The organism is Paenibacillus glycinis (assembly GCF_009909185.1).
Lineage (GTDB): Bacteria > Bacillota > Bacilli > Paenibacillales > Paenibacillaceae > Paenibacillus_Z > Paenibacillus_Z glycinis.
This window is the reverse complement of sequence record NZ_JAAAMV010000002.1, coordinates 381,541-407,671: the sequence shown is the minus strand read 5'-3', so window position 1 is coordinate 407,671 and position 26,131 is coordinate 381,541. Positions and strand designations below refer to the sequence as shown.

25 protein-coding genes and 1 riboswitch are annotated in these 26,131 nt (G+C 62.0%); of the genes, 22 read left to right on the top strand and 3 right to left on the bottom strand.

The features are described from left to right. Positions 1-211 precede the first annotated feature (211 nt). The 15 genes from GT019_RS05880 to GT019_RS05810 all read left to right on the top strand — a co-directional run bounded on the left by GT019_RS05880 (position 212) and on the right by GT019_RS05810 (position 17,454). Positions 212-850: a bifunctional transcriptional activator/DNA repair enzyme AdaA gene (locus GT019_RS05880; protein ID WP_161742149.1), complete on the top strand. Its 639-nt coding sequence runs from the start codon at positions 212-214 to the stop codon at positions 848-850. Next, positions 843-1,358 carry a methylated-DNA--[protein]-cysteine S-methyltransferase gene (locus GT019_RS05875; protein ID WP_161741812.1) on the top strand — a complete coding sequence of 172 codons (516 nt, stop codon included), beginning with the start codon at positions 843-845 and terminating at the stop codon, positions 1,356-1,358. Before GT019_RS05880 ends, GT019_RS05875 begins: the two co-directional genes overlap by 8 nt. Beyond that, positions 1,355-2,677: a sensor histidine kinase gene (locus GT019_RS05870; protein WP_161741811.1), complete on the top strand. Its 1,323-nt coding sequence runs from the start codon at positions 1,355-1,357 to the stop codon at positions 2,675-2,677. The genes GT019_RS05875 and GT019_RS05870 overlap by 4 nt, the downstream gene beginning before the upstream one ends. A gap of 9 nt (positions 2,678-2,686) precedes the next feature. Then, positions 2,687-3,328, top strand: coding sequence for a response regulator transcription factor (locus GT019_RS05865; protein WP_161741810.1), 642 nt, complete (start codon positions 2,687-2,689; stop codon positions 3,326-3,328). 226 nt (positions 3,329-3,554) lie between these two features. Then, positions 3,555-4,514, top strand: a complete 960-nt coding sequence (locus GT019_RS05860; RefSeq protein WP_161741809.1) for a DoxX-like family protein — start codon at positions 3,555-3,557, stop codon at positions 4,512-4,514. Next, positions 4,511-5,188 (top strand): DUF4166 domain-containing protein, encoded by a 678-nt coding sequence (locus GT019_RS05855; protein ID WP_161741808.1) that lies wholly within the window; start codon positions 4,511-4,513, stop codon positions 5,186-5,188. Before GT019_RS05860 ends, GT019_RS05855 begins: the two co-directional genes overlap by 4 nt. 90 nt (positions 5,189-5,278) lie before the next feature. Further along, on the top strand, positions 5,279-5,572 hold the full coding sequence (locus tag GT019_RS05850; RefSeq protein WP_161741807.1) for a DUF6509 family protein: 294 nt from the start codon (positions 5,279-5,281) through the stop codon (positions 5,570-5,572). A 105-nt stretch (positions 5,573-5,677) separates the two neighbouring features. Continuing rightward, on the top strand, positions 5,678-6,004 hold the full coding sequence (locus GT019_RS05845) for a hypothetical protein (RefSeq protein WP_161741806.1): 327 nt from the start codon (positions 5,678-5,680) through the stop codon (positions 6,002-6,004). Between the two features lie 204 nt (positions 6,005-6,208). After that, positions 6,209-7,087 carry a radical SAM/SPASM domain-containing protein gene (locus GT019_RS05840; protein WP_161741805.1) on the top strand — a complete coding sequence of 293 codons (879 nt, stop codon included), beginning with the start codon at positions 6,209-6,211 and terminating at the stop codon, positions 7,085-7,087. 24 nt (positions 7,088-7,111) lie between these two features. Further along, on the top strand, positions 7,112-9,046 hold the full coding sequence (locus GT019_RS05835; RefSeq protein ID WP_161741804.1) for an LTA synthase family protein: 1,935 nt from the start codon (positions 7,112-7,114) through the stop codon (positions 9,044-9,046). Positions 9,047-9,180: 134 nt separating this feature from the next. Continuing rightward, positions 9,181-9,318, top strand: a riboswitch (guanidine-I (ykkC/yxkD leader). A gap of 107 nt (positions 9,319-9,425) precedes the next feature. Then, positions 9,426-10,148: an urea amidolyase associated protein UAAP1 gene (locus GT019_RS05830; RefSeq protein ID WP_161741803.1), complete on the top strand. Its 723-nt coding sequence runs from the start codon at positions 9,426-9,428 to the stop codon at positions 10,146-10,148. A gap of 244 nt (positions 10,149-10,392) precedes the next feature. Continuing rightward, positions 10,393-11,043 carry an urea amidolyase associated protein UAAP2 gene (locus GT019_RS05825; protein WP_161741802.1) on the top strand — a complete coding sequence of 217 codons (651 nt, stop codon included), beginning with the start codon at positions 10,393-10,395 and terminating at the stop codon, positions 11,041-11,043. A 30-nt stretch (positions 11,044-11,073) separates the two neighbouring features. Further along, on the top strand, positions 11,074-14,718 hold the full coding sequence (gene uca, locus GT019_RS05820) for an urea carboxylase (RefSeq protein WP_161741801.1): 3,645 nt from the start codon (positions 11,074-11,076) through the stop codon (positions 14,716-14,718). Beyond that, positions 14,715-16,742, top strand: a complete 2,028-nt coding sequence (locus GT019_RS05815; RefSeq protein WP_161741800.1) for an allophanate hydrolase — start codon at positions 14,715-14,717, stop codon at positions 16,740-16,742. The genes uca and GT019_RS05815 overlap by 4 nt, the downstream gene beginning before the upstream one ends. A 130-nt stretch (positions 16,743-16,872) precedes the next feature. Beyond that, a complete protein-coding gene (locus GT019_RS05810; RefSeq protein WP_161741799.1) occupies positions 16,873-17,454 on the top strand; it encodes a hypothetical protein in 582 nt (193 codons plus the stop codon). A gap of 52 nt (positions 17,455-17,506) precedes the next feature. Here GT019_RS05810 and GT019_RS05805 read toward each other — a convergent pair whose 3' ends face one another. After that, complete coding sequence (locus tag GT019_RS05805) at positions 17,507-18,127, bottom strand: biotin transporter BioY (RefSeq protein WP_161741798.1); 621 nt, start codon at positions 18,125-18,127, stop codon at positions 17,507-17,509. Between the two features lie 98 nt (positions 18,128-18,225). Between GT019_RS05805 and GT019_RS05800 the strand changes: the two genes are divergently transcribed. The 4 genes from GT019_RS05800 (at position 18,226) to GT019_RS05785 (ending at position 22,942) form a co-directional block, all read left to right on the top strand. Further along, positions 18,226-19,083, top strand: coding sequence for an energy-coupling factor ABC transporter ATP-binding protein (locus tag GT019_RS05800; protein ID WP_161741797.1), 858 nt, complete (start codon positions 18,226-18,228; stop codon positions 19,081-19,083). Further along, positions 19,080-21,098 carry an ATP-binding cassette domain-containing protein gene (locus GT019_RS05795; RefSeq protein WP_161741796.1) on the top strand — a complete coding sequence of 673 codons (2,019 nt, stop codon included), beginning with the start codon at positions 19,080-19,082 and terminating at the stop codon, positions 21,096-21,098. Before GT019_RS05800 ends, GT019_RS05795 begins: the two co-directional genes overlap by 4 nt. Before the next feature lie 66 nt (positions 21,099-21,164). Further along, positions 21,165-22,229 carry a M42 family metallopeptidase gene (locus tag GT019_RS05790; RefSeq protein WP_161741795.1) on the top strand — a complete coding sequence of 355 codons (1,065 nt, stop codon included), beginning with the start codon at positions 21,165-21,167 and terminating at the stop codon, positions 22,227-22,229. A 68-nt stretch (positions 22,230-22,297) separates the two neighbouring features. After that, positions 22,298-22,942: a hypothetical protein gene (locus GT019_RS05785; RefSeq protein WP_201755252.1), complete on the top strand. Its 645-nt coding sequence runs from the start codon at positions 22,298-22,300 to the stop codon at positions 22,940-22,942. Between the two features lie 95 nt (positions 22,943-23,037). Here GT019_RS05785 and GT019_RS05780 read toward each other — a convergent pair whose 3' ends face one another. Together GT019_RS05780 and GT019_RS05775 are read right to left on the bottom strand one after the other, a co-directional pair. Then, a complete protein-coding gene (locus tag GT019_RS05780) occupies positions 23,038-23,991 on the bottom strand; it encodes a DMT family transporter (RefSeq protein WP_328803914.1) in 954 nt (317 codons plus the stop codon). Positions 23,992-24,083: 92 nt separating this feature from the next. Continuing rightward, on the bottom strand, positions 24,084-24,863 hold the full coding sequence (locus tag GT019_RS05775) for a YheC/YheD family protein (RefSeq protein WP_161741793.1): 780 nt from the start codon (positions 24,861-24,863) through the stop codon (positions 24,084-24,086). A gap of 172 nt (positions 24,864-25,035) precedes the next feature. On the opposite strand from GT019_RS05775, the gene GT019_RS05770 reads away from it, so the two are divergent. From GT019_RS05770 to GT019_RS05760, 3 genes are all read left to right on the top strand, one after another. Next, entirely contained in the window at positions 25,036-25,182 is a 147-nt protein-coding gene (locus tag GT019_RS05770; RefSeq protein ID WP_161741792.1) for a hypothetical protein, read from the top strand. A gap of 113 nt (positions 25,183-25,295) precedes the next feature. Continuing rightward, positions 25,296-25,718 carry an SRPBCC family protein gene (locus GT019_RS05765; RefSeq protein ID WP_161741791.1) on the top strand — a complete coding sequence of 141 codons (423 nt, stop codon included), beginning with the start codon at positions 25,296-25,298 and terminating at the stop codon, positions 25,716-25,718. A gap of 1 nt (position 25,719) precedes the next feature. Further along, positions 25,720-26,061: an ArsR/SmtB family transcription factor gene (locus GT019_RS05760; protein ID WP_161741790.1), complete on the top strand. Its 342-nt coding sequence runs from the start codon at positions 25,720-25,722 to the stop codon at positions 26,059-26,061. The last annotated feature ends 70 nt before the right edge of the window (positions 26,062-26,131 follow it).

Here is a 26,131-nt window from a genome sequence, read left to right as displayed (position 1 = left end):
TGGACGCACTTTCCTCCTCTGGTGGGCGGATCGCCCCGCGGTTCTCTACTAGTTGTACCACATTCGGGCGGACCGCGGCTTTCGTAATCTTGCTATTCTATTTCGAAATGGTTACATCCGGGCGTCAAAGCGGGTATACTTTGGCTTGGAGGTGGGTGACATGGCAACGGACTTAACCGGGGTACCGGACGCAACCGACACGGCATCGAGGATGGAAGAGCCCGTATGGACGCCGGCGGCGAAGCAGACGGAAACGCCGGACGCCGAATGTTTGACCGACGCGAAATGGTCCGCCATCGTCAATAGCGACGCCGGACAAGACGGCAGGTTCTATTACAGCGTCAGCACGACGCGGATCTTCTGCCGGCCTTCGTGCAGATCCAGGACGCCCAAGCGCGAGAACGTGCGGGTATTCGGTTCCGCCGCCGCAGCCGTCGCGGCCGGCTACCGGCCCTGCAAGCGCTGCAAGCCGGACGGCCTGCGGATGCCGGACGAAGAATGGGTCAACGCGATCGCGGAGTCGATCCGCGCGCATTATCCCGAACGAATCACGCTGCAATCGTTGGCCGAGGAGCAGCATGTCAGCCTTTTCCATCTGCAGCGGACGTTCAAGCGGATTCGGGGAGCGACGCCGGCGGAATATTTGATCGGCGTGCGGATCGAGGCCGCCAAAGGGCTGCTTCGCGAATCCCGGTACACGGTAGCCGAGGTCGGGGCGCGCGTCGGCATCTCTAACGCGGCGCATTTCGCGACCGTATTCCTGAAGACCGTGGGCCGCTCTCCTTCTCAGTACAGGCAAGAACTAGCAACCCCATCGAATCGGAAAGCCGGTGAAGATAATCATGACTAAGCTGATATGGACAAGGATGGAAAGCGGCATGTGGAACATGCATCTGGCGGCCACGGAAGCGGGGCTGTGCTACGTCGGCACCCCGGATGCCCCGTACGAAGAACTGGAAGCGTGGGCGCGCAAACGGCTTCCCGGCGCGGCGCCGGCTCGCGACGACGCGGCGATGCGGATTTACGTCGAGGCGCTGGACGCCTATTTGCACGGCGGGGAGGTAAGCTTCGGCATCCCGGTCGACCTTCGCGGAACCGACTTCCAACAATCCGTCTGGCAGGAGCTGAAGCGGATCCCGCATGGCGAATTATGCGCTTATTCGGATATCGCGGAACGGATCGGCAAGCCCGGCGCGGTCCGCGCGGTCGGCTTGGCCATCGGCGCCAATCCCGTGATGATCGTGGTGCCGTGCCATCGGGTCGTCGGGAAGAACGGCAAGCTGACCGGCTTCCGCGGCGGCTTGCGGGCGAAGGCCGAGCTATTGCGGCTGGAAGGAACGCTTCAAGGCATCTCGTGATCTTCTATTTCTTCGCGTTGTCGGCGGCCGCGGCCGTGCTGCTGGTCAGCAATCCCCGCCACGAAACGAACCGCTGGGCGGCGTTCTTCCTGGTCTGCGCCTCGATCGGCGGCGCGGAGCCGACGCTGCGGGAGGCGGGATGGCCGCGGTTCGCGGATGCGGCGGTCTACGTCAATCAGACCTTCACGCCCTGCGGCATTTTGGCCTTCAGCCTCGCATACGCGGAACGCTTGCCCCGCGGCAGGACGAGAAGGCGGTTGACCGCCGTGCTGCTTTTTTTTCCGGCGGGTTTGATGCTGGCGGCGACGCCGATGTGGCCCGCGCTCGAGATCGACTTCCCGCTGCTGCTCTGCTGGGTCGGTCCTTATTACGGGGCGGCGTGTTACGTGCTGGTGCGCGCGCTCTGGAAGGAAGAGGACGCCCGGCGGAAGCGTAACCGGCTCATCACGACGCTTATCATCGTTCCGACCGTGCTCGCGACGTTGGCGTTCATCAATGTCGCCCGCGCGATCAAGCCGGACTTTGATTTTTTCGCTTACATCTCGATCTTCATGATTTATTCGCTTTCGATGGCGCTGCTTTGCGTGTTCGTCTACGGCTTCTTGGGCGTGAAGCTGCGGATCGAGCACGATCCGCTCGATACGACGATGAAGGCCGTGAGCTCGGGCACCGCGATGCTGAACCATACGATCAAGAACGAGATCGGGAAAATCTCGCTCAGCACGCTGAATCTCCGCCATCAGCTTCCGGATGCCGACGCCGATACGCGCCAGCATCTCGCCATCATCGCGCAATCCTCCGAACATATGCTGGAGATGGTCACGCGCATCCATCACCGCACGAAGGCCATCGTGCTGCACGAGCGGCCGCATGCCCTGGACGACCTCGTCCGCGACTGTCTGGACCGGTATGCGGGGCTGCTGGAGGAACGGGGCATCACGCACGCGTTCAGTCCGCTGGAGCGGCCGGTGCTGCTGCTCGACGCCATACATATCCGGGAGGTGCTCGGGAACCTGATCATGAACGCGGTCGAAGCGATGGAAGGCGGCGGCCATCTGGATGTCGCATTGGACGGGAACAAACGCAATATCGTGCTGACCGTATCGGATAACGGGCCGGGCATTCCGAAGGAACGACTGCGGCGCGTCATGGAACCGTTCTACAGCACCAAAAGCCGCGTCGACAATTACGGGCTCGGCTTGTCCTACGCCTACAACGTGATGCTGCTCAGCGGCGGAACGTTGAGCCTGTCGGGCGCAGCCGGCGGCGGGACCTGCGCCGCGCTGACGTTCCCGCGCAAGAAACAACGGAAGGAATGAACCGTTCCCATGAGTGTGATCCGCGTTTTTCTGGTCGAAGACGACCTGGATTGGATCAAAGCCATCAGCACGTTCCTGAACCGGGAGGAGGACCTGCTCGTCGTCGGCGCGGCGACGAACGCGCCCGAAGCGGCCGCGCTCGCCCGGACGCTGTCCTTCGACGTGGTGCTGATGGATATTCAGCTGACCGACCGCAAGCACGAAGGCTTGTACGCGGCGATGGAGATTCACGAGCTCGCGCCGGCGGCCAAGATCATCATGCTCACGTCGATGAACGAGGAAGCTGTCATGACGCAGGCGTTCACCGCAGGAGCCGTCAACTACATCGAGAAGACGAATTACCTGCACCTGCCGCATGCCATACGCGCGGCTTATCATCATTCCGCGCCTATGGACGCGCTGCTGAAGGAGTTCGCGCGGCTGAAGCGCGAAGAGCAATTGAAGGAGCTGACGGCGGCCGAGCGCGAAGTGTTCGACCTCATTCAAGCCGGCTACACGCAGCCCGAGATCGAACGCAAGCTGTACAAGGCGGAGAGCACGCTCAAGAACCAGGTCAACAAGATGCTCAAAAAGCTCGGGGTCCGCAGCAGCCGGGAAGCCGTCGAGAAAGTGAAGCGCATCGGCATGTCGCCGGACAAACCGGAGCAATGAGATGCGCGGCTGCCGCCGGCGTACCTCGTCCTGATGCACGGCGCATTGGGGCGATATAGCGCTTGGAGCGGGCATGCGTTGCAGCCGAGAAGCCCGCCGCAAAAGACGGCGCGAGCAGGGGTACTAGCGAATCTAGTACCCTTTTTGCCGTGCGTTCTACGAATGTTGGTTCTGCTCAGCCCCCGCGGGATGCCGCTATACTGGGTCCAGAGAGGAGCTGATCGGAATGACGGCGGGAAGAAAACCGATTTACGTGGAAACGGTGATCCGCACCGACATGGACCGGCTTTGGCTGCATACGCAGCATCCGGAGCTGCATCGGCAGTGGGATGTGCGCTTCACCGACATTCATTATCATCCGCGGCAAAAGGAGGACGGCACGCAAACGTTTACCTATCGGACGCAGATCGGATTCGGCTTGCGAATCTCGGGGACGGGCGAGACGAGAACGAAGATTTCCGCGATACGGAACGAACGCCTGTCCACGCTGTCGTTCGGCTCCGAGCAGCCGCAGTCGCTCATCAGCCGCGGCGCGGGCTATTGGAAATATACGCGATTGCACGAGTTTGACGAAGAAGGAGAACCGCCAACCATTCGATTCGCGACCCGTTACGATTATCGGACGCGGTTCGGCTGGGCGGGTCTCCTGTTCGACCGGTGGCTCTTCCGCCCGGTGTTCGGTTATGCCACGGCTTGGAGCTTCGACCTGCTTCGGATATGGCTGGAAGCGGGCATCCCCCCGCGAATCCTGATCCGCCAGGCCGTCGTCCACTATGCCTGCGCAGCGGCGCTGGCCGGCTTATGGATCGGGCAAGGACTGCTGCCGAAGCTGCTGTTTCCCGGCACCGGGGAGCTTGCCGTCATGCAGGCGGCCGGCTGGATACCGGGCGGATGGGGGCCCGCGCTGCTCGCGCTGCTCGGCATCCTGGAGATCGCGGTCGGGACGGTCTCGCCGTTCCTGCACCGGTCAAGGGTCTATTACCGGCTCCAGGCGCTGCTGCTACTGCTGCTGGCCGTCTCCGGTGCCGCGGGCAACCCCGCGCTGCTGGCATCGCCGTACAATCCGGCCGCGCTCGCGGCGGCGATGATCGTCCTGTGCGGGGCGGCGCACGTGACGAGCCGAGAACTGCCGCAGGCCGGGCGCTGCCGGCGCAAGCCCGGCGCGAGAGGAGGCGGCCGGGCATGAGATCCATCTACGAACGAGCGCTCGGTTCAAAGTTCGAGCGGCTGCATCCGCGCATTCGGGAGCGGTTCGGCTTCGCCAGCGAAGCCGGCGTGGCTTCCATCGGCGAAGGCGTCATGGAACGCGTCTGGTACGCCAAATGGGCGGCTGCGCCGCTGCTGCTCCTGTCTTCGCGGAACATCATGTTCCCGCGGGGCGGGGAGGGCGTTCCGTTCACCGTGTCCAACTACGCGTACGCGGATTCCTACGGCCGCGAAACGGTGACGTGGAGCCGCCGGTTCCGCTTCCCGGACGGCGTCCGCAAATTCGACGCGACGATGATTCACAGCTCGGAACGCCGCTGCATCGTCGACTACATGGGCACGAGGCAGCATCTCGCGGTCGATCTGGAGATGGACGTCTCGCCGCTCGGCGGCATGCTGCTCCGGTCCGGCGAACAGCGCTGCTACGAAGGCCGTCTTCGGTTCCGGCTCCCGGATTGGCTGACGGCGCGAGCGAACGTGCACGAATGGTACGACGACGAGGCGTCCTGCTACAGGATCGCCGCCGAGATCGCGAATCCGGTGCTGGGACCGGTATTCCGCTACGCGGGACGGTTCGATGCCAGGACGGTACCGATGGCCGGCAGGCGCGTGCCGTACGAGGTCAAGCCGACGCGGGAGGAATGCCGGGAGTAACGAAGGGGCCGTTCCGGCGTCCGGACTCGAAAGCCGTGGCCGAAAACGGTATAATGGGGGCTACGACGTCTGGAAGGATGAGGTACATACATGGAAATCGAAGCGTACACCGTAGAAAAGATCAAGGATCCGTTCGGCATATTGTCCGGCGACCGGTATGAATTCAGGCTCGAGATCGAACTCGCCGAGGACGACGACCTGCATGTCGCAGGCGGCTTGTATGTCAGGGCCATATACCGCGTGGACGGAGAGAGCGGCGGCATCGTCAAGTACGAGCTGTACAAGCGGCTGAACGACGCCTTCGTCGACGCCGAATTGGAAGACGAGGAAGAACGAGTGCTGGAAGCGTTCTGCCGGGAGCATTTCTCCGAGGCGGAGGAATAGAATAAAAGCGGGCGGACGCCGGCGTTTCATTCCGGCATGGCCCGTGTAATAAGGAGTACGGCAAGCGGAAGCGGGCCGAAACAAAGTGATTAGGCGGTGAATGACATGACAGTCCATTATCTGTTGAACTGTTACAACAATCAAATCTTGGTGAAGCAGGTGAACGGCGAAGCTGAAGCCTTCCATGTCAACATCCAAAGCAACAACAATCCACTCAGTTTCGGCAATACGTTATATACGGCCGCGAACAAAGACCAGGCCGTGCGGATTGCCAACCAGCTGTGCGCGTTCTACTCCATGGCCAGGGCGAACGGTTATCGACTAGAGGGAGCTACCTTCCGCAACGAGAACAAGTCGGATATTTCCGTCGAGCACGTGCTGAAGGTCGAACGAACGAAGGACGAGATGCACAACCTGCTGCAAGAAGCATAACGATCGCCGAAAACGCTTGCAAATTCGGATCGGAGCCCATACACGCAGGACCTCTTCACGAGGTCCTGTTTCTTTGTTTATCGGGACGCGTCGGGCGGCGCGGGCCTCGAAAGTGGACAGGCTTTAGGCGAACGTCATATAATGCAGGGGTATGTTATCGCAAACCATGACAGGTTGAACGAAGGAAACGGGGCTTACGACCGCATGAAAACATTCAAAAAATTTTATATCGAAATCACGAGCGTCTGCAACCTGGCCTGCTCGTTCTGTCCGCCTACCGGGCGCGCGAAGGGCTTCATCGCCGTCGACGATTTCACGAAGACGCTGGACGAGATCCGGCCGCATGCCGACCATATTTATTTTCATGTCAAAGGCGAACCCCTGCTGCATCCCAAGATCGACGTGCTGCTCGACCTGGCCCATGAACGCGGCTTCAAGGTGAACCTGACCTCGAACGGCACGCTCCTGCATAAAGCGGGTCCCAAAATCCTCGGCAAGCCGGCGCTGCGGCAGATCAATTTCTCGCTGCACAGCTTCGACGGCCACGAAGGCTCGGTCGACAAGGAAGGCTACCTCGGCAAAGTGCTGACGTTCGTCAAGGAAGCCGTCGCCGCGTCGGACGTGCTGATCTCGCTGCGGCTGTGGAACCTGACCGAGGATAACGCGACGAACGTCGAGCGCCAGCGCAACCAGGACATCCTGGACCGGCTCGAGCGCGAATTCGGCCTGGACTTCCGCATCCAGGACCAGTTCACGCGGGGCAAGGGCATCAAGCTCGCCGAACGCGTCTATCTGAATCACGATCACGAGTTCAAATGGCCGGATCTAAAGGAGAAGGAAGACGAAAGCAAAGGCTTCTGCCATGGCCTTCGCAACCAGGCCGGCGTCCTCGTGGACGGTACGGTAATCCCTTGCTGCCTGGACGGCGAAGGCGTCATCAATCTCGGCAACATCCATCAAACCCCGTTCTCGGAAATCGTCGAAGGGGAGAGGGCGAACCGGCTGTACGACGGTTTCTCCCGCCGCGAAGTGGTGGAAGAGCTCTGCCGCAAATGCGGCTACCGTCAGCGGTTCAGCATGTAAGGAAAGAAGGTTTGTCGTTCGCTTATGCGCAATGCCACATCAAAATCAAACGCCTTGTCTCGCCTGAATCGCGGGGAGCGCAAGTCGCGCATCCCCTTGTTCTACGTCGCCGTCGTCGTTCTTTTGGTCAAGCTGGCGCTGCTGCGGTATTTTCTGTTCGGCGAGATCAAATGGCCGCGGCTTGCGGCGGACGCGTCGGCGCTGCTCGTGCTCTTATGCGCGCTGGAGCTTGCGACGCCGGCCCGGTTCAAAGTGTGGGCCTACGGCGGATTGAATCTGCTCGTGTCGGTGCTGCTGTTCTCGTCGGCCGTGTATTTCGAGCATTTCGGCTCGGTTCCGACCTACTCGGCGCTTTACGAGCTGCATCAGGTCGCCAAGATCGGCGACAGCGTGGAATCCACGATCAAATGGAGCCACTATTGGTTCTTCCCGGACCTGGTGCTCGGACTCGCGTTATGGCTCTATGCCGCGATCGGGTTGAGGCGCCGCCGCGACAGCGGCAGACGGCGCTTCGTGCCCGCGACGCCGATGTACCGGGTCGTGCTGAGCGTCCTGTTCATCCTCTGCCTCGTCGCTTCGGCCCGGATCATCCAGATCGGCATGCCGATCGAGAACGAGCTGGTCGAGGCGGAGGACGAAGGCTTCCTGAACTACCAGGTATCCGCGGCCATCAAGGCGGCGAAGGACAACAGCATTGCCGCGGAGGGCAACACGGCGGAATTCGTCAAGCAGGCGGCCGACCTGCAGGCGACCTTCCCGTACCGGGACAAGCCGAGCGAGACGCCGGCCTATTTCGGCTCGGAGAAAGGGAAGAACGTCATCGTCATCCAAATGGAGGCGTTCCAGAACTTCCCGATCCATCTGAAGCTGGAGGGCAAGGAGATCACCCCGACGCTGAACAAGCTGGCCGAGGGCAGCTTCTATTTCCCGCATATTTTCCAACAAATCGGCCAAGGCAATACGTCCGATGCGGAATTCATGTCCAACACGTCGATCTATCCGACCGCCAAGATCGCGATGTCGACGGGCTACGGCGACCGCAATATTCCGAGCCTGCCGCGGCTCCTGCAGCAGAACGGCTACGTGGCCGATACGTTCCACGTCAACGACGTGACGTTCTGGGACCGCAACAAGCTCTACGCGGCGCTTAATTTCAACCACTATTACGACAAGCCGTACTACAAGAACGATAAATTCAACAGCTTCGGCGCGTCCGACGAGGAGCTGTACCGCGTCGCCGTCGACAAGCTGAGCGAGATCGACAAGAGCAAGCAGCCGTTCTACGGCCAGCTCATCACGGTGTCCAGCCACTTCCCGTTCGAGGTGCCGGCGGACCGCGTGAAGATGACGCTCCCCGCGAAGCTGAAGGGCACGCAGCTGGGCAATTATTTGCTCGCCGTCAATTATACGGATTACGCGATCGGCACCTTGATCGACCGGCTGAAGAGCGAGGGACTGTGGGAAGATACCGTGCTCGTGCTGTACGGGGACCACTTCGGCCTGCAGCCTACCGATAACGACCCCGATCTGGTCAGCCGAACGCTCGGCATCAAGTACGATCCGCAGGTGACGCGGTTCAATATTCCGCTCATCGTGCATCTGCCGGGCGAGCAGCAGGGCAAGGTCGTGGATCAGGTCGGCGGCCAGCTGGACATCATGCCTACGATCGCCAATTTGCTCGGCATCTCGCTGCAGCAGGAGCATTTCACGGCGTTCGGCCATGACCTGTTGAACATCGATCGCAACGTCGTCGGCTCGCGCTATTATTTGCCGACCGGGTCGTTTTTCAACGACGACGTGATGTTCGTGCCGGGCAAGGGCTTCGACGACGGGACCGCCGTCGACATCCGGACGCTCGAGCCGGTCAAGGATCTGGAGCCGTACCGGAAGGATTACGATTACATCCTGAAGCTGATGGACTTGTCCGACCGATACGTTCGGTCGCTTCCGAAGCGTTAATGACGAGCCGATTTGGGTTTCAATGTAACAAAACCTGACACGGAGATTGACATATCGTCGGAGGCGCCTCTATAATGAGGATCAACAGCAGGTAAACACAACTGCATATGGGTTCTCATGTCAGCTATTGAGAACAACAAGCTATCTAGGGTTCCGTTGACGACCGCATCCGCGTCCGTCAAGCCTGGTCCAAGAGATAGCGTGCGGAGAAACGGAACGCGCCCGGCGCGTGAGCGGCCCGCATAACACGGAAGGATAAAAGCCTGGGAGGTCGCGCTCTCAGGCTTTTTTGTTTTCCCGCATGGCGAGAGAAGCAGGCGTACGGGCGAGCAGGGACGCTCTTTCTCCCAGTCCGCGACCATCAAAGGAGGGTATTTCAATGTCAAGCTTATGGAGCAAAACGCTCGCGCCAGGGGACAAATGGTCCGGCGTCATCGCGAAAGGCCGGCTGCTCGCGTTCACGGCGCTGCAGCGGGACGCGAACGTATCGATGATGCTGTTCAACGCCAACGATTTGACGGAGCGCTACAACATGCCGGATTCGTTGAAAGCCCAGTACACGGCGCGCTTGACGCGCGGCAACGTGCTGATGAGCGACAACGGGCGCGCGCTCGCGAGCTTCGTCGGCGACGATCTCGGCTGGCACGATACGATCAGCGGCTATACGACCCGGGAAAGCACGGATGCCAAGTACGGCGCGACCGATTACCAGACGCTGCGCAACGATTGGCTGCGGAGCGGCTACGAGAACTTCGCCGTGGAGCTGGTGCGCAGCGGGCTCGGCGTTCGCGACCTCGGTCCGGTCGTGAATCTGTTCGCGAAAGTCGCATGCGACGAGGAAGGCCGCATGATCTACGATGCCGCGCATTGCCAGGAAGGCGCGACCGTCACGCTCCGTACCGACATGGACGTGCTGATCGTGCTGTCGAATACGCCGAACCCGCTCAACCCGAGCACGGCATATCCGACGGCCGCCGTCAAGCTCGACGTCAGTCTGGCACCGGCTTTCGACGCGGCGACGGATTACTGCTGCAATTACCGCGGCGAGAACCGCCGCGCGTTCGAGAATACGGCGGAATATCACTTGTTGGCGGGAAAGTAAGGGGATAACGGGCAAGTTCCGCATCGCGTAAAACCTAGCGTATGCTTTCGAAGCGAGTTTTTGCTCGCCGAGATGAATCTACGGAGGCTCGCAAAAACTTAGCGTATGCTTTCGAAGCGAGTTTTTGCTCGCCGAGATGAATCTACGGAAGCTCGCAAAAACTTAGCGTATGCTTTCGATGCGAGTTTTTGCTCGCCGAGATGAATCTCGGAAAGCTCGCAAAAACTTTTAGGAGGACTAATCCATGACCGCATTTATCCGTTACGAAAGCGACTTGATGGAAGCGCAGGCGATCGTCGACGAAACCGTTCTGGCCGGCGATGGTTGGATGAAGGTGCTGGAACCGGGCCAGGTGCTTCGCATCGTGGATCTGGAAGGCAACCAAGCGGCGGATACGCTGTTCTTCGACGCCGACAACCCCGAGGATCACTACAGCGCGGTCGCGACGATCGCGGGCCAGGGCAACATCTACCTGACGACCGGCTCCGTGCTGCGCGCGGAATCCGGCAAGCCGCTCGCGAAGATCGTCGCCGATACCTGCGGCCGTCACGATACGGTAGGCGGCTCCTGCTCCGCCCAGAGCAATACGGTCCGCTACGCGCACGAGAAGCTGCAGATGCATAATTGCCGCGACACGTTCATGCTGCAGCTGGCGAAACACGGCGGCGATTACGGCAAGCGCGACCTCGCGCCGAACGTGAACTTCTTCATGAACGTGCCGGTCACGCCGGACGGCGGCTTGACCTTCGCGGACGGCGTCTCGGCGCCTGGCTGCTACGTGGAGATGGAGGCGATCGCCCGCACGACGGTGCTGATCAGCAACTGCCCGCAGCTCAACAACCCTTGCAACGCCTATAATCCGACGCCGATTCGCGTATTGATTTGGAACCCATAGAGAGACACGGATAACCGGGAGGGACCTGACATGTTCACGAAAGTACTCATCGCCAATCGCGGCGCCATCGCCGTTCGCATCGAACGCACGCTTCGCAAGCTCGGCATTCGATCCGTCGCCGTTTATACGACCGCCGACCAAGACAGCCTGCACGTGGACGGCGCCGACGAAGCGGTCCTGATCGGAGCGGGACCGGCCAAGGAAAGCTATCTGGACGTCGAGCGGATTCTGCGCACCGCGAAAGAAACAGGCGCGCAGGCCATTCATCCGGGCTACGGCTTCCTGAGCGAGAACGCCGCGTTCGCGCGTGCCTGCCGGGAGCAAGGCATCGCTTTCATCGGACCGACGCCGGAGCAGATGGAGCAGTTCGGCCTGAAGCATTCGGCGCGGGCAATCGCCGAACGCGCGGGCGTTCCGATGCTGCCGGGCACGGGGCTGATCTCGGAGCTGGCCGAAGCGCTCTCGCAGGCGGAAGCGATCGGGTACCCGGTGATCCTCAAGAGCACGGCGGGCGGCGGCGGCATCGGCATGCGCGTCTGCGCGGACGAGCGCGCGCTGCGCGAGGCGTTCGACGGCGTGCGCCATTTGGCGGAGACGAACTTCAAGAACGGCGGCATTTTCCTCGAGAAATACATCGCGAAAGCGCGCCACGTCGAGGTGCAAATCTTCGGCAACCGGTTCGGCGAGGTCGTGACGCTGGGCGAGCGGGATTGCTCGATCCAGCGCCGCAACCAGAAGGTGATCGAGGAGAGCCCGGCGCCGAATCTGCCGGACGCCGTCCGCCAAGAGATGTTCGCGTCGGCGAAACGCCTGGCGTCCGAGGTCGGCTACCGCAGCGCCGGCACGATCGAATATTTGTACGACCCCGAAGCCTGTCGCTTCTATTTCCTCGAGGTCAACACGCGGCTTCAGGTGGAGCACGGCGTGACGGAGGAAGTGCTCGGCGTCGATCTCGTGGAATGGATGGTAAGGGAAGCGGCGGACGAGCTGCGCGGTCTCGAATCGCTCGTTCCGCGTACGGTCGGCCACAGCATCCAAGCGCGGATCTACGCGGAGGACAGCCTGCAAAATTTCCGCCCCAGCGCGGGCAAGCTCGACCAAGCGAGATTCGCGCCGAACGCGCGTGTGGAAACCTGGGTGCGCGACGGCATCGCGGTCACGACGCTCTACGACCCGATGCTGGCCAAAATCATCGTGCGCGGCGAGAACCGCGAAGACGCCATCGCCAAGCTGAGAGCGGCGCTCGACGAGACGCGACTGTACGGCATTACGACGAATCTGCAATACGTGCGGTCATTGCTCGACGAGGAAGCATGTCTGAGCGGCAACGTGTACACGCAGCTGCTGAACGGCTTCGAGCCGTCCCAGCACGCGATCGAGGTCCTCGACGGCGGCGTGCAGACGACGGTGCAGGATTGGCCGGGGCGCACCGGGTATTGGGATGTCGGCGTGCCTCCGTGCGGGCCGATGGATCCGCTGTCGTTCCGCATGGGGAACCAGCTCCTCGGCAACCCGGAGGACGCTTCCGGGCTGGAGCTGACCTTGCGCGGGGGCGCGTATAAGTTTCGCAGCGAGATGCGGATTTGCTTGACGGGGGCGGACATGGGAGCCGAGCTGGACGACGCGCCCGTGCCGATGTATGAACCCGTCCTGGTCCGCCGGGGACAGGAGCTTCGCTTCGGCGAAGCGAAGACCGGCATGCGAAGCTACTTGCTGATCGCGGGCGGTTTCGATATGCCCAAGACATTGGGGAGCGCCGCGACCTTCACGCTGGGCGGCTTCGGCGGACACGGCGGCCGCGCGCTGCGAGCGGGAGACGTGCTTAACGTGAATCGCGGCCGCGAAACGAACCTGTCGCGGAGTCAGCTCCGCGAGATCGACCGTCCGGCGATGACGCGGACATGGACGATCGGCGTCATTCCGGGCCCGCATTGCACGGAGGAATATCTGAAGCCTTCTTATTTGAAGGAACTGGCGAATACGGAATTCGAGGTGCATTTCAACAGCTCGCGCACCGGCGTGCGGCTGATCGGGCCCGCGCCGCATTGGGCGCGCGAGGACGGCGGCCAAGCCGGCCTGCATCCGTCCAACATTCACGATAACGCCTATGCGGTCGGGACGCTGGATTTGACGGGAGACATGCCGATCCTGCTCGGTCCGGACGGTCCGAGCCTCGGGGGCTTCGTCTGTCCGGTGACGACGGCTTCGGCGGAATTCTGGAAGCTCGGCCAGCTGCATCCGGGAGACAAGGTCCGCTTCCAGCTGCTGACGCTGGAGGAAGCGGACGGCCTGCGCCGGCTGCAGGAGGCGAATTTGAACGCCATCGGCGAAGCCGCCTGGAGCAGTTTGGCGCCTGCCGCCCTGCCGCAGCCGAAGACGGAGATCGTGCCTACTTACCCGATGCTTCACCGCGAAACGGAAAATCGCCGATTCCCGATCACGATTCGCTGCAGCGGCGACGAGAATATTTTGGTGGAATACGGGGAGATGGAGCTCGATCTGCTGCTGCGCTTCCAGGTGCATGCCTTGATGGAAGCCATCGAGCGCAGCGGCGCGATTCCGGTGCAGGATCTGACGCCGGGCATCCGTTCCCTGCAGGTGCATATCGATCCGAAAGCGACGACGGTGCAGGAAGCGTGCGAGCGGATCCTGGAGCTGGACCGCGGCCTGCCGCCGCTGGAATCGATCTCCGTGCCGTCGCGCATCGTGCGCCTCCCGCTGTCGTGGGACGATCCGGCGACGCAGCTGGCCATCGACCGCTATCAGCAGAACGTGCGGCCGGACGCGCCGTGGTGTCCGAGCAACTTGGAATTTATCCGCCGCATCAACGGCTTGGACGGCATCGACGACGTGCAGCGCATCGTGTATGACGCCAATTATCTCGTGCTCGGCTTGGGCGACGTGTACTTGGGCGCGCCGGTCGCGACGCCGATCGATCCCCGGCACCGGCTGGTCACGACCAAATACAATCCCGCGCGGACGTGGACGCCGGAGAATGCCGTCGGCATCGGCGGCGCGTACATGTGCATCTACGGCATGGAAGGCCCCGGCGGGTACCAGTTCGTCGGCCGCACCATTCAAATGTGGAACCATTTGAACCGCGAGACGGCGAGCTTCCATCCCGGCAAGCCGTGGCTGCTCCGCTTCTTCGATCAGATCCGATTCTACCCGGTGAGCAGCGACGAGCTGTTGCAGCTGCGGGAAGATTTCACGCGCGGCCGTTTCGAGGCGGATATTACGGAGACGACCTTCAAGCTGAGCGACTACCTGGCTTTCCTCGCTTCCATCGAAGAGAGCGCGGACGCTTTCGTCAGCGCCCAGCAGGCCGCGTTCCAAGCCGAACGCGAGAGCTGGAAGGCGCTTGGCCTGGCCGAATACGTGTCCGAGAACGAATCGGCGAAGTCCTCCGAGGAGGATGAGCTGCCGGCGAACGCGGTCGGCGTGCGGTGCTCGATGCCGGGGAGCGTCTGGAAAGTGCTGGTCGAGCCGGGCCAGGCGGTGAAGAAAGGGGAGACGCTCATCATCGAGGAAAGCATGAAGATGGAGTTTTCCCAGACGGCGCCGTGCGACGGGGTCGTCTCCGCGATCTTCGTCAAACCGGGCGACGAGGTGCATGCCGGCCAGTTGATCGTAAGCCTTGTCCAAGAAAACGAAAGAGAGGTGTCGATTGCATGACGACCGTGAATTGGCCCGACAAATTGACCGCAGGATGGCTCAGGGAAATGTACCTCGGCAAGCAGCTGACGCCCGCGGACGTCATGCATGAAATCATCCGGCGCTCCCGGCGCGACGAAGCGATGAACATCTGGATCACGCCGCCTTCGATCGAAGGGATCGGCCCGTACGTTGCACGCTTGAACGAGTTGGACCCGGAGCGCTTGCCGCTCTGGGGCATCCCGTTCGCGGTGAAAGACAACATCGACGCGGCCGGCTATCCGACGACCGCCGCTTGTCCGGAATTCGCCTTCCTCCCAGAGCGGAGCGCGGTCATCGTGCAGCGGCTCGTCGATGCAGGCGCGATCCCGATCGGGAAAACCAATCTGGACCAGTTCGCCACCGGCCTCGTCGGCACGCGCAGCCCGTACGGCGAGACGCATAACGCGCTGCGCCCGGAGCTGATCAGCGGCGGCTCGAGCTCCGGCTCCGCCGTCTCGGTGGCGCGCGGGCAAGCCGTCTTCGCGCTCGGTACCGATACCGCGGGCTCCGGCCGCGTCCCTGCGGCGCTTAACGGCCTCGTCGGCTACAAGCCGAGCCTCGGCGCCTGGCCGACCAAGGGCGTCCTCCCGGCATGCGCGAGCCTCGACTGCGTGACCGTCTTCGCGCATGGCATGGACGACGCGCTGGCGGTGGATGCGGTGGCTCGCGGCGCGGAGGCATCCGACCCTTGGTCCAAATCGATCCCGCGACCGCAAGCGGGCCGCCTGCCGAGTGCGATCTGCCTGCCGGACGAAGCGCCGGCATTCTACGGCCCTTACGCGGAGCAATATCGCGCGGCATGGGAAGCCGCCGTCGCGGACGTGATGTCGCTGAACCTGCCGGTCGTCAAGGTCGGCATGGCGTTGTTCGCGGACGCCGCGGCGATTCTGTACGGCGGTCCGTGGGTCGCCGAACGCTGGGCGGACCTCGGCGAATTCGTGTCGGGACATCCCGGCGCGACGTTCCCCGTGACGGAGCAGGTGCTGCGCACGGGCGAATCGCCGGCGTACACCGGAGCGGCGGTATTCCAAGCCATGCATAAGCTGCAGGCGTACAAGCGCGAAGCTTGGCATCTGCTCGCGGACGCCGTATTGATGCTGCCGACCTGCGGCGGAACATGGACGCGCGACGACGTGCGCCGCGATCCCGTCGCGACCAACAGCGATATGGGCCGGTATACGAACCATTGCAATTTGCTCGATCTATCCGCCATCGCGGTACAGGCGGGTGAAGCCTCGGACGACACGCCGTTCGGCGTCACGTTCTTCGCGACCGCGGAGAACGAGTCGTTGATTTGCGGCGCGGCCGCGGCGTTCCTTCATGCGAGGGATAGGGCGGGGAGCGGGTATGCGGTGCGCGGAGAGTCGGGGGCAGAGCGAGAGCCTGCGCAGGATCTAACGCCGTCTGCGACGGCAAGCGGGTTCGAGCCTGCGTCCCAGCTTACGGAGGCGCTCGCGCAAGTCCTTCCGCAACAGCCAGACAGCATGACGATCGAGTCCAAGCCGGCATTTATGAAACCGGAGGCGTTCGAGCAAATTCCGGCGCAACCGGCAAGTAGCGATGCAGCCGGTTCCGAGCGCGCCGAGGCGCGGCAGCCGGACCGGCCGACCGAAGCGGCGCCGGCAACGACGCTGGTCGCGGTCTGCGGCCTGCATATGCGCGGCCTTCCGCTGGAGAAGCAAATGCTGGCCTGCGGCGCCGTGTTCGTCCGCGAGACGGAGAGCGCCCCGAAATACCGGCTCGTGAAGCTGCGTACCGTGCCCGCGAAGCCGGGCATGATCAAGCAGGAACAGGGCGGAGCGGCGATCGCGCTGGAAGTATGGGAGATGCCGCTGCAGGCGTTCGGCGGCTTCGTCGCCGCGATTCCGGCGCCGCTCGGCATCGGCAAGGTGGAGCTGAGCGACGGCACCGAGGTTCCGGGGTTCACCTGCGAGGCCTATGCCGCTGCCGCGTCCGAAGACATCACGGAAGCCGGTTCATGGCGCAAAGCCATGCTCCTGTAAAGCTTCCATGCATTAGCAAGCCGCGTCCATTCCATGGGCGCGGCTACTACCCGTTCGGGGGTACCGTACGCGGGACTAGAACGCGATGAGGGAGGAGGTTTATAATAGGGAAGGTCGGAGGTGACGTCCAATGGTGAAGAAAGGCTTGATAACGCTCGGCGTCTTGATTCTGCTGATCGCCGTTCTCGGAGCGGCTGTCATCCGGTACGCGAAGCCCGGCGAGAAGCTGGACTTGCAGTACGATCAAGTCTCGCTGGCGGATCGCGCCGTCGCGATGGTCCGCAATTTGAGCACCACGTTTACGCTATCGGAAGCGGATGTCGACAACATCGGCAAAGCGTTCATCGCCGCCAATCCGCAGTACGGCCCCAATGTGACGATAACGGGCGCGCGGTTTCAGTTCGAAGGCGACCGCGTGGCCGCGCACTATAATTTAAAGGTAAAGGATCGCATTCCGGTCGGCATCGTCGTCTATTACCGGGTGAGGTGGAGCGAGCCCAATCTGGTCGCCGCAGTCGACGAAGCGAAGCTGAAGAGCCTAACGCTGCCGAAACGCTACTTCGACGATATCGTCATCCCGCTCGGCGGCTACGTGCCGAAGCCGATCCATGTTCAATCCGCGTCGCTCGACGGAAATCAGTTGGTCATCCAAATCAAAAAGCCCACCCTTTCCGAGCTCTCCCAATTGCTGCGGCAGGAGCTTGGTTTCTAGGCGGGCTTCAAAATTATCCGTCGTCTCATGACAACGATATAGGTTTCGAGTGTTAACGGAGTCGTGCGAGCAGCGGCCGGAGCGTGCCGATCATGACGGCGCCGACGGCGGCTTTGACGAAGTCGCCGAACAGGAACGGATAACAGCCGCCCGTCATGGCAGCGCCGAACGAGAGCTTCGCTTTATAAGCCAGCCACGGTACGCCGCCGGCATAGGCCAGCAGGACGCTGAACAGCACAATTCCGGCGAACAGCAGCGTCATGCCGCCGCGGTTCAGCTTCGCCGTGCGGGCGAAGAGCCGGTCGCTGACGAGTCCGATCAACAGCGCGGATAACGGAAACATCCATATGTAGCCGCCCGTCGCTCCGAAGATGACGGAGATGCCGCCGCTGCCGCCGAGAAGCGGAAGTCCCGCCGCCGTCAGCAGCACGACGATCAGGATGCTGAGAAAGCCGTAAACGGCGCCTAGGAGACCGCCGGCGAGAATGACGGCCAGCGTCTGCAAGGTAATCGGGACGGCCGTGAACCATAGCGGGATTTTGACGAAGCTGAAGGCGACGAAGAGGGCAGCGAACATGGCGGTGAAGACGACGCTCCGTATCCAATTGGCGGAATGGGCGCCATTGCCGCTCGAGATCGGGATTTGCTCGGTGGTGATCGGGGTAGTTTCCATTGTTTTTTCTCCTCTCGAATGTTAACCTTGTTATCTGTGATTGGTTAACAATTAGCATCTTATCATGGGAGTAAACTTTTGGGAAGAGGGAATTCGGATTGGATGTCAACTTACATACGAACATGATATTGCTGGACGTTTCGATCGAGCGCCTGCTCGAGACGGGCGAAGCGGCGCCGCGGCTGGCGGACGTGAATATCGAGCTCGGCCGCGGGGAATGGGTCAATCTGGTCGGCGTGAACGGAAGCGGCAAATCCACGCTTGGCCGGCTGCTCGCGGGATTGGCCATCGCCGGCGTGCGGGGCACCTGGAACCGCGGCTTCGCCGGAACGATGCCGTCGCCCTACGTCATGCAGCAGCCCGACGCCCAGCTGTTCGCCGAGACGCCGCGCGAAGAGATCCGTTTCGCGCTGGAGTGGCAGGGACTGGCGCCGGAGGCGATCCTGCGCGAAACGGAAGCGATCCTGCTTGAAACCGGGCTTCTTGCCATCGCCGATCTGCCGTGGGACAAGCTCTCCGGCGGTCAGCGCCAGCTCGCCGCGGTTGCGGCGGCAGCCGCCTCGAGGACGCCGCTCATCGTATTCGACGAAGCGACCTCGATGCTCGACGAGCAGTCGAGACGCGGCGTGCGCGAGATTGCGGCGAAGCTGAACCGCGAAGGAACGGCCGTCGTTTGGGTGACGCAGCGGCTGCAGGAGATCGGGGCAAAGGACCGGGCCGTCGCCATGTCGGCGGGCAGGATTGTGTTCGACGGCAGCGGCGGACAGTTCCTGTACGGACGCGATTATCCGCATGCGGTCGGAAGCGAAGCGCCGCCCTGCATGGCATGCGGGCTGCGTTTGCCTTACGTCTCCCGAATGGCGATCGAGCTGGCTCGCCTGGGCAAGCTGAAGCCGCCGTTTCCGGAAACGACGGCCGATTGGGAATCGGCGCTTAGGCAGGTGGCGGCACGATGATCGGAAGTCCGTCCGTACGTCTAACTCTGCAGGGAATTCGGCTCGCCGGCGACGGAGGTCCCGCATCCGAAGCATCCATCGCGAACGGGTCCCTGCAGCTAAGGGGCGGGACGATCACCGTCCTCGTTGGCGCGAACGGTTCCGGCAAAACGAGGTTCATGGAGATGGTCGCAGGGCTGCGCCCGCCGGAGGGCATGGCCGTCAGTTTCGGCGACGCAGCCTTGCGGCAGGGAACGCGGCGGTCGCTCCGAAGGGGGGGCAAGCTGAATCCGAAGGCGCTGCTCGCCTACGCGTATTCCTGCCAATCGCCCGAAGAACAATTGTTCATGCGCAGCGTCGAAGAGGAGCTTCGCTATTCGCTCCGTCCGTACGCGTTGCCGCAACCGGAACTCGGCCGGCGGATATCGGCCGCATTGGCCGCCGTGAACTGGGACGCAAGCTGGCTGGGGCGCGATCCGTACGCGATGAGCGGCGGCGAACGGCGGCGGACGGCGCTTGCCTGCTTGTTCGCGCCGCCCGCAAGCTGGCTGCTCCTGGACGAGCCGACTGCGGGCTTGGATGCCGAAGGCCACGCACTGCTCGGCGACAAGCTGAGGCGCTGCGCTGACGAAGGGCAGGGCGTGCTGCTGATCTCGCACGAGAGCGACTGGGCGTTCGAACTCGCGGACCGCATCCTGCTCATGCATCCGGACGGGAGCCTCCGTTCCTGCGATAAATCAGAGCTGCTGGCCAATCCGAACTGGCTGGCGGAAGCGGGCATGGACATGCCGGATTGGTTCGGCATCGCTGCCTTAAGCGCGCGATTCGGCGTATCTTCGGAAGCGGTTTGGAATCCCGTTGAGCTGGCGGAGGCGATCGCCGTACTATCGCCGCAAGAGCGACCTCTTGCATTTACAAGCACCGCAGCCTCATGTGTTCGGATCAACGGAGTATCCGACCAGCAGCGGCGTCTCGCAGGCACGAGCGCCGCAGCCTCGGATGTGCCGTTGGAAGGACGCTCGAACAAGGAGCGACCTATCGTCGACATAACCACCGCAGCCTCGGATATGCCGTCAGTAGGACCGTCGAGCAAGGAGCGGGCCACCGCCGAGACAACCACCGCAGCCTCGGATGTGCCGTCAGTAGGACTCTCGAGCAAGGAGCGGCCTCCCGCGAATACGAGCACCGCCACCGAGTCAGTCACGATGATGACGGGCACGGCTTCGACTCGCATGCCCGAAAGCCGGACAGCCGCATCCCCCGTTCCAGTTAGAACGCCATTCGCGCTGCGTGCCGGCGCTTCCCGGCCGTCGCCGATCGCGCGCTTCGACGCGCGGGCGGTATGGCTGACCTATATTCTGCTCTCGACGGCTATCCTGCAGCTGTCGGGATGGCCGACCATCGGGATCGCGGCGATCATGGTCGCGGCGGCGATCGGCTTCGGCCGCATCCCGCTGCGCCGTTGGCGGGGAGCGATCAATGCGATCGCGACGTTCACGGTCGCGATCTCGCTGTTCGCCGGTTTCGGCCATGGCGGCGACGGGGACGGGTTCTGGGACGGTTCCGCGAGCCTGGCGTCACTGGAGTCGCTCGCGCGGCCTTTGCTCGTCATGCTGCTCGGCTTCGGCCTCCCGGTGGCCGTCACGCCGCTGCGGCTGCGGCGCTCGCTGGAGCAGCTCTTCGTCCGGTTCGGCCGCATCCCGCTCTGGGGAACGAAGCTGCTGCTGATCATCACGCTGCTGCTCCGTTTCGTTCCCGTCCTGCTCGCGGAGTGGGAACGGTTCGCGCGGATCGCCGCCGCGAGAGGCAAGCAGCCGGGAAGCGCATGGCGGGGCGGGATCCGGCGCATCCGGGAAACGGCGCTCCCGTTCATGCTGTCGTTGTTCCGGCTGGGCGACGGGGTAACGGACGCGCTCGAGAGCCGCGGCGTCGGCGCGCAGGCGCATCCGACCGTGCTGGTCACGGAAGTCTGGAAGCCGCGGGATACGCTGCTGGTGATCGCGGGAGCGGCTGCCGTCGCGCTGCTTTGGCTGTGAAAAATAGGATTTTCGCCCGGAATGGGCTATGATGGTCATAAGGTTTAGGAAAGGAGTTTTCGCGTAATGACGCAGCCGCTGCACCCGAATCTCGCCCGCACTTATATGTTGAACATCCTTGAGAAATTGCTTGGAACGCCAAGCCCGAGCGGCTATTGCGCCGCCATCATGAAACTCATCCAAGCGGAAGCCGCGAAGCTCGGCCATGCCTTGGAGCTGACGCCCAAGGGCAACGGCATGATCACGATTCCCGGAACGAAGCCCGATCCGAGGGAGGTCATCGCGCTGACGGCGCATGTCGACACGCTCGGCGCGATGGTCCGCGCCGTCAAGCCGTCCGGCACGCTCCGGATTACCCCGGTCGGCGGTTACGCGATGGCGACGGTGGAAAGCGAATATTGCCTCGTGCATACCCGCGACGGACGCGCGTACGAAGGCACCGTGCTGACGACGAAGCCGTCCGTGCATGTCTATTCCGACGCCCGCGATTTCAAGCGGGAAGAGGCGCATATGGAAATTCGCATCGACGAGCCGGTGAAGAGCAAGGAGGACGTGCTCAGCCTCGGCATCGGCGTCGGCGATTACGTATCTTGGGATCCGCGGACGCGCGTATTTCCGAACGGCCTGATCAAATCGCGCCATCTCGACGACAAGGCGAGCGTTGCCGCGCTCTTCACGCTGCTGGAATGGATGAAGCGAGAGGGAAAAGCCCCGGAGCGCACCGTCAAAATCATCATTTCGACATACGAGGAAGTCGGCCACGGCAGCTCGTACATCCCGCCCGACATCACGGAGATGATCGCGGTCGACATGGGCGCGATCGGCGACGACCTCTCGGCGACGGAATACGACGTGTCCATCTGCGCCAAGGACTCTTCGGGGCCGTACGATTACGAGATGACGTCGGCGTTGATCGCGCTCGCGAAGCGCGAAGGCCTGCCGCATGCGGTCGACGTGTATCCGCATTACGGCTCGGACGCGTCCGCCGCGCTCCGCGGGGGAAGCAATATCCGGGCGGCGCTGATCGGTCCCGGCGTCCACGCGTCCCACAGCATGGAACGCACGCATAGCGATGCCGTCGCCAATACGGCCGCGCTGCTGGCCGCCTATTTGTTCGAGCCGCGCGCGTGACTTGCCGTAAAATTACAAGTGGACAAGTGCAAAACGTACATTATATGATAATTGGTGGGTGATTCGACATGACGACAGAAAATAACGTATCCAATTCCAATGATACGCAGGAACAAGGTAATCCATCGGAAGCCGAATTCCGGCAGGTCGTTCAAGCGCTGCACGAGAATGGCTTGAAAGCGCTCCGGTTTAAGTTCGAGGACGAGCAAGTGGACGGACAGGTGTTGAACCACGAGGTATACGGACCGATTTTCACGTTCAAAATCGAGACGAAGGACGGCGGCAAATACGCGACGGGCTTCTTCATGCGCGAGCTGCTGCACACTTTCCAAAACAACGACGATCCCGCGCTGTGGATGTCGTCGTTCTTCTTCGACCTGATGGAAGGCAACGAAGGCAAGGACAAGCTCCTGCCGATGCCTCCGCAATCGGAAGACGAAGCCAAGGCGCTGATCGATAACGTTATCGTGCCATACTGCGCAAAAACGCTGCGCGAAGAATTTCCGAACGATCAAGTGTACGTCGACCTGGACCTCCACGAGGAGCATGGACCGGTGCTGGAAGCCGGATTCACGGCAGTCACGGACGGCAATAACATCTGCGCGCTACCGCTGCACGTGTTGATCGCGCACTTCCTGCTCAACCGCGACCCGGCCGAGCCGATGGTGCAAGGACTGTACCGCATCCGCGAAGAGCACGGAATGGACGCTTGACCGCGGATGCGTTAACGGCGCAGCCCATAGAAAAAAGCCTGAGCAATCAGGCTTTTTCTTGTTTCCGGGTTCTTTTAGCCGAGACGCGCGGCGGCTTACGCCTGCAGCGGTTCGCCGTCGACGGCCGTCTCCGGCTGTTCCGTTCCGATGTCGGCGGCCGCTCCTTGCTTCTCCGCGCGCATATAAATGACGAGTCCGGCGATGATGAACAAGCCGCCGATCAGCTGGAAGCCGCTGATCATCTCGCGGAACAGCAGCATGCCGAGCAGGCTCGCGCCGACGGGCTCCGCCAGCACGGTCATCGAGATCGTGGCCGGTTTGACGTACTTAAGCAGCCAATTGAAGATCATGTGGCCGAATACGGTCGGCACGACGGCGAGCAGCAGGAAGACGCCCCATTCCTTGAGGGAATACCCGGTCATGGCGATGCCCGTGATAAGGTTGTAGACGAAGAAGCAGGCGGCCGTAATGCCGAAGACGATAAGGCTGTACAGATAAGACGAGAGGCGACGCATGATTTGCTTCGCGATCAGCATGTTGACGGCGACCGCCAGCGCGCCGAGGAACGAGAGCATATCGCCGAAGAACGCGCGCTGCGACAGGCCGATATCGCCGGAGCCGATGCTGACGGCCCCGACGAGCGCGACGAGCATGCCGATGACCGCGAACCTGTGGGGCCGGTCCTTGAACAGGAAGAACGCGCCGATCAGGACGAACACCGGCTCGAGCGCGAGCAGGATCGTGGAGCTGGCGATGGACGTGTAGGTGAGCGAAGCCATCCACAGCAGGAAATGAAGCGCCAGAAAAAAGCCCGCCGCGGCGAGCAGGAGCCAGTCCTTGCGGCTGATCGTATGTACCGTCCTCAGCTGTTTCGCGCCGAACGGCAGCATCAGGAGGAAGGTGAAAAGCATCCGGTACATGCCCTGCACGGAGACGGGCGCATCGGAGGCGCGGACGAGAATGGGGGCGAACGAAATGGCCAGCATGCCGATCAGGAGCGGAATGACCGGGGAAATCGACAATTTGGCGGATTGGGGCGATGACTGCACGATGGTGATGTTCCTTTCTGCTTCGGTGCTTGATTGTAGTTCAGCATCCTTCATTATGCACCTCGAGGCTTGTCCAGGCAAGGGAGGAGGAGCTATTTGGCAGAGAACCGCCCATAGCTTCTCGCGAACGACATCATCCGCCTGTAGGCCGGCGGATCGGTAACCTGCAACGGATGGAATTGCGGGTGATTGGAGTTGACCTCCAAGATCCATAACTTTCCTTTTCGGTCGTCGGCGAAATCAATGCCCACTTCGTGCATGCCGGCGCGCCTGGCGCTCAGCCAAACGGCAGTTTGCCGCGCGATTCGCGTCAGCCGGGCGATTTTGGCATGGCTGGCCGCATCCGTCAGTCCTTTGGAGCGGTACATTTGCTTCAGGGTTCGGATACGGCCGCCCTGGCTGTAATTCGTGACGATTTTGCCCGGCCGGGCGATTCTCGCGAACGAGCCGGTCACGGTCCAGGCGCCGCGGGGCTTGCGCTGCACCATCATCCGCATATCGTACGGCCGTCCGCCGACGGTAGCGAGCGGTATGGCTTTCTGAACGATCATCGTGCCCCCTCCGATGCGTCTCGCGTAACGGCAGAGCGCGTCGATCGTATGAAAACGCCGATAGACCTGACTGCGGTTCTTCACCGCGACGAGCTTGTAGCCGCCGCGCTCCGACGTCGCTTTGCAAACGCCGATGCCGAGCGAACCGATATCGGGCTTGATGTAGACGCTCCGGTAAGCGGCGAGCATCGTTGACAGGTTCGCGGCGGTCAGCATCATGGTGCGGGGAACGAGCGGTCGCAAATGCGCGCTTGCGGCCAGCATCGCGCAAACGCGTTTTTTGCCTCGAATCGCGGTGCTTTTGTACGCTTTTTTGGGCATGAACGATCACCTCCTTTGTACCGTATGTCCACGCTTGCACGCCGAACTGTGCCAAAGGGCAATCATTTGGTCAAAATGTTGTCATTTGAACCGGGTTATGAAGTCTGTTATGCTGTTCTGAAAAAGACGGGCAGCGCCGGATAATCGGATCTGCCGAAGGAGAGACTTCGAGATGGGCGTACCGGCAGGGGTGTGGATTTCGGCGGCAATCATCGCGGTGATTGTCACGTGGATGACGATTTGGGTGACGAACAAGGCGTATTCCCGGAGATGGGAAGACCATGGCATCGACAAGGACAAGGAAGACAAGCGCAGCTGAGCCTAGGTTGACACGAAACCATATGGTGTCCTATACTAAAAGCGAAACCAAATGGTTTCGCTTTTTCGCTTGATAAAGCCTATATAATCGCCGAACAAGGAGAGGTACTTATTATGGAAACGCAAAACACGCTGCCGGACATTCGGCAATCGCAAGTCTTCAACGCGCCGATCGCGAAAGTGTGGTCGGCCATCTCGACGTCCGAGGGGCTGAGCGCCTGGTTCATGCCGAACGATTTGGAGCCGGTCGTCGGCCATGCTTTCACTATCGATGCCGGTCCGTTCGGCATCCAGCCTTGCGTCGTCAAGGAAGTCGACGAGCCGAACCGGATCGCGTTCCATTGGGGCAAGGAGTGGACGATTACGATCCTGCTCGATGATCTGGGCGGCAGCCGGACCTCCTGCACGCTGATCCATTCCGGCTGGCGCGCGGACGGCATGACGGAATTCAACATGCCGCACAGCGTCGTGCGCGATACGATGGGACAAGGCTGGGTCGGCATCGTGGCCAAGCTCGGCACGTACGTCGAAGCCTGATATGGCGGCGCTTCCGTCCGGCAAACACGACGTGTTCCAAGCGATCGCGGACCCGACGCGGCGCGAGGTCCTGCGGCTGCTGGTCGATCGCGAAATGCCGGTCACCGCGATTACCGGCCATTTCGCGATGACGAGAACGGCGGTTTCGAAGCATCTGCGCATCCTATCGGAAGCCGGGCTCGTCAAGGAACGAAAGGTCGGCCGCGAGACCCGTTACCGGCTGGAGCCGCAGCCGCTGCAGGAGCTGCGCGGCTGGCTGCAGTATTACGAGCGGTTTTGGGAAAATAAGATGTCCGCCCTGCAGCGCTTGGTCGAAGCGGAGGACGGGCCGGAGGGCGAATAATCGCTTTATCGACGGCAAGCTTGGCGCAAACCCGCGGTTTCCTATCGCGGGTTTTTCTGTTACCCTAAGC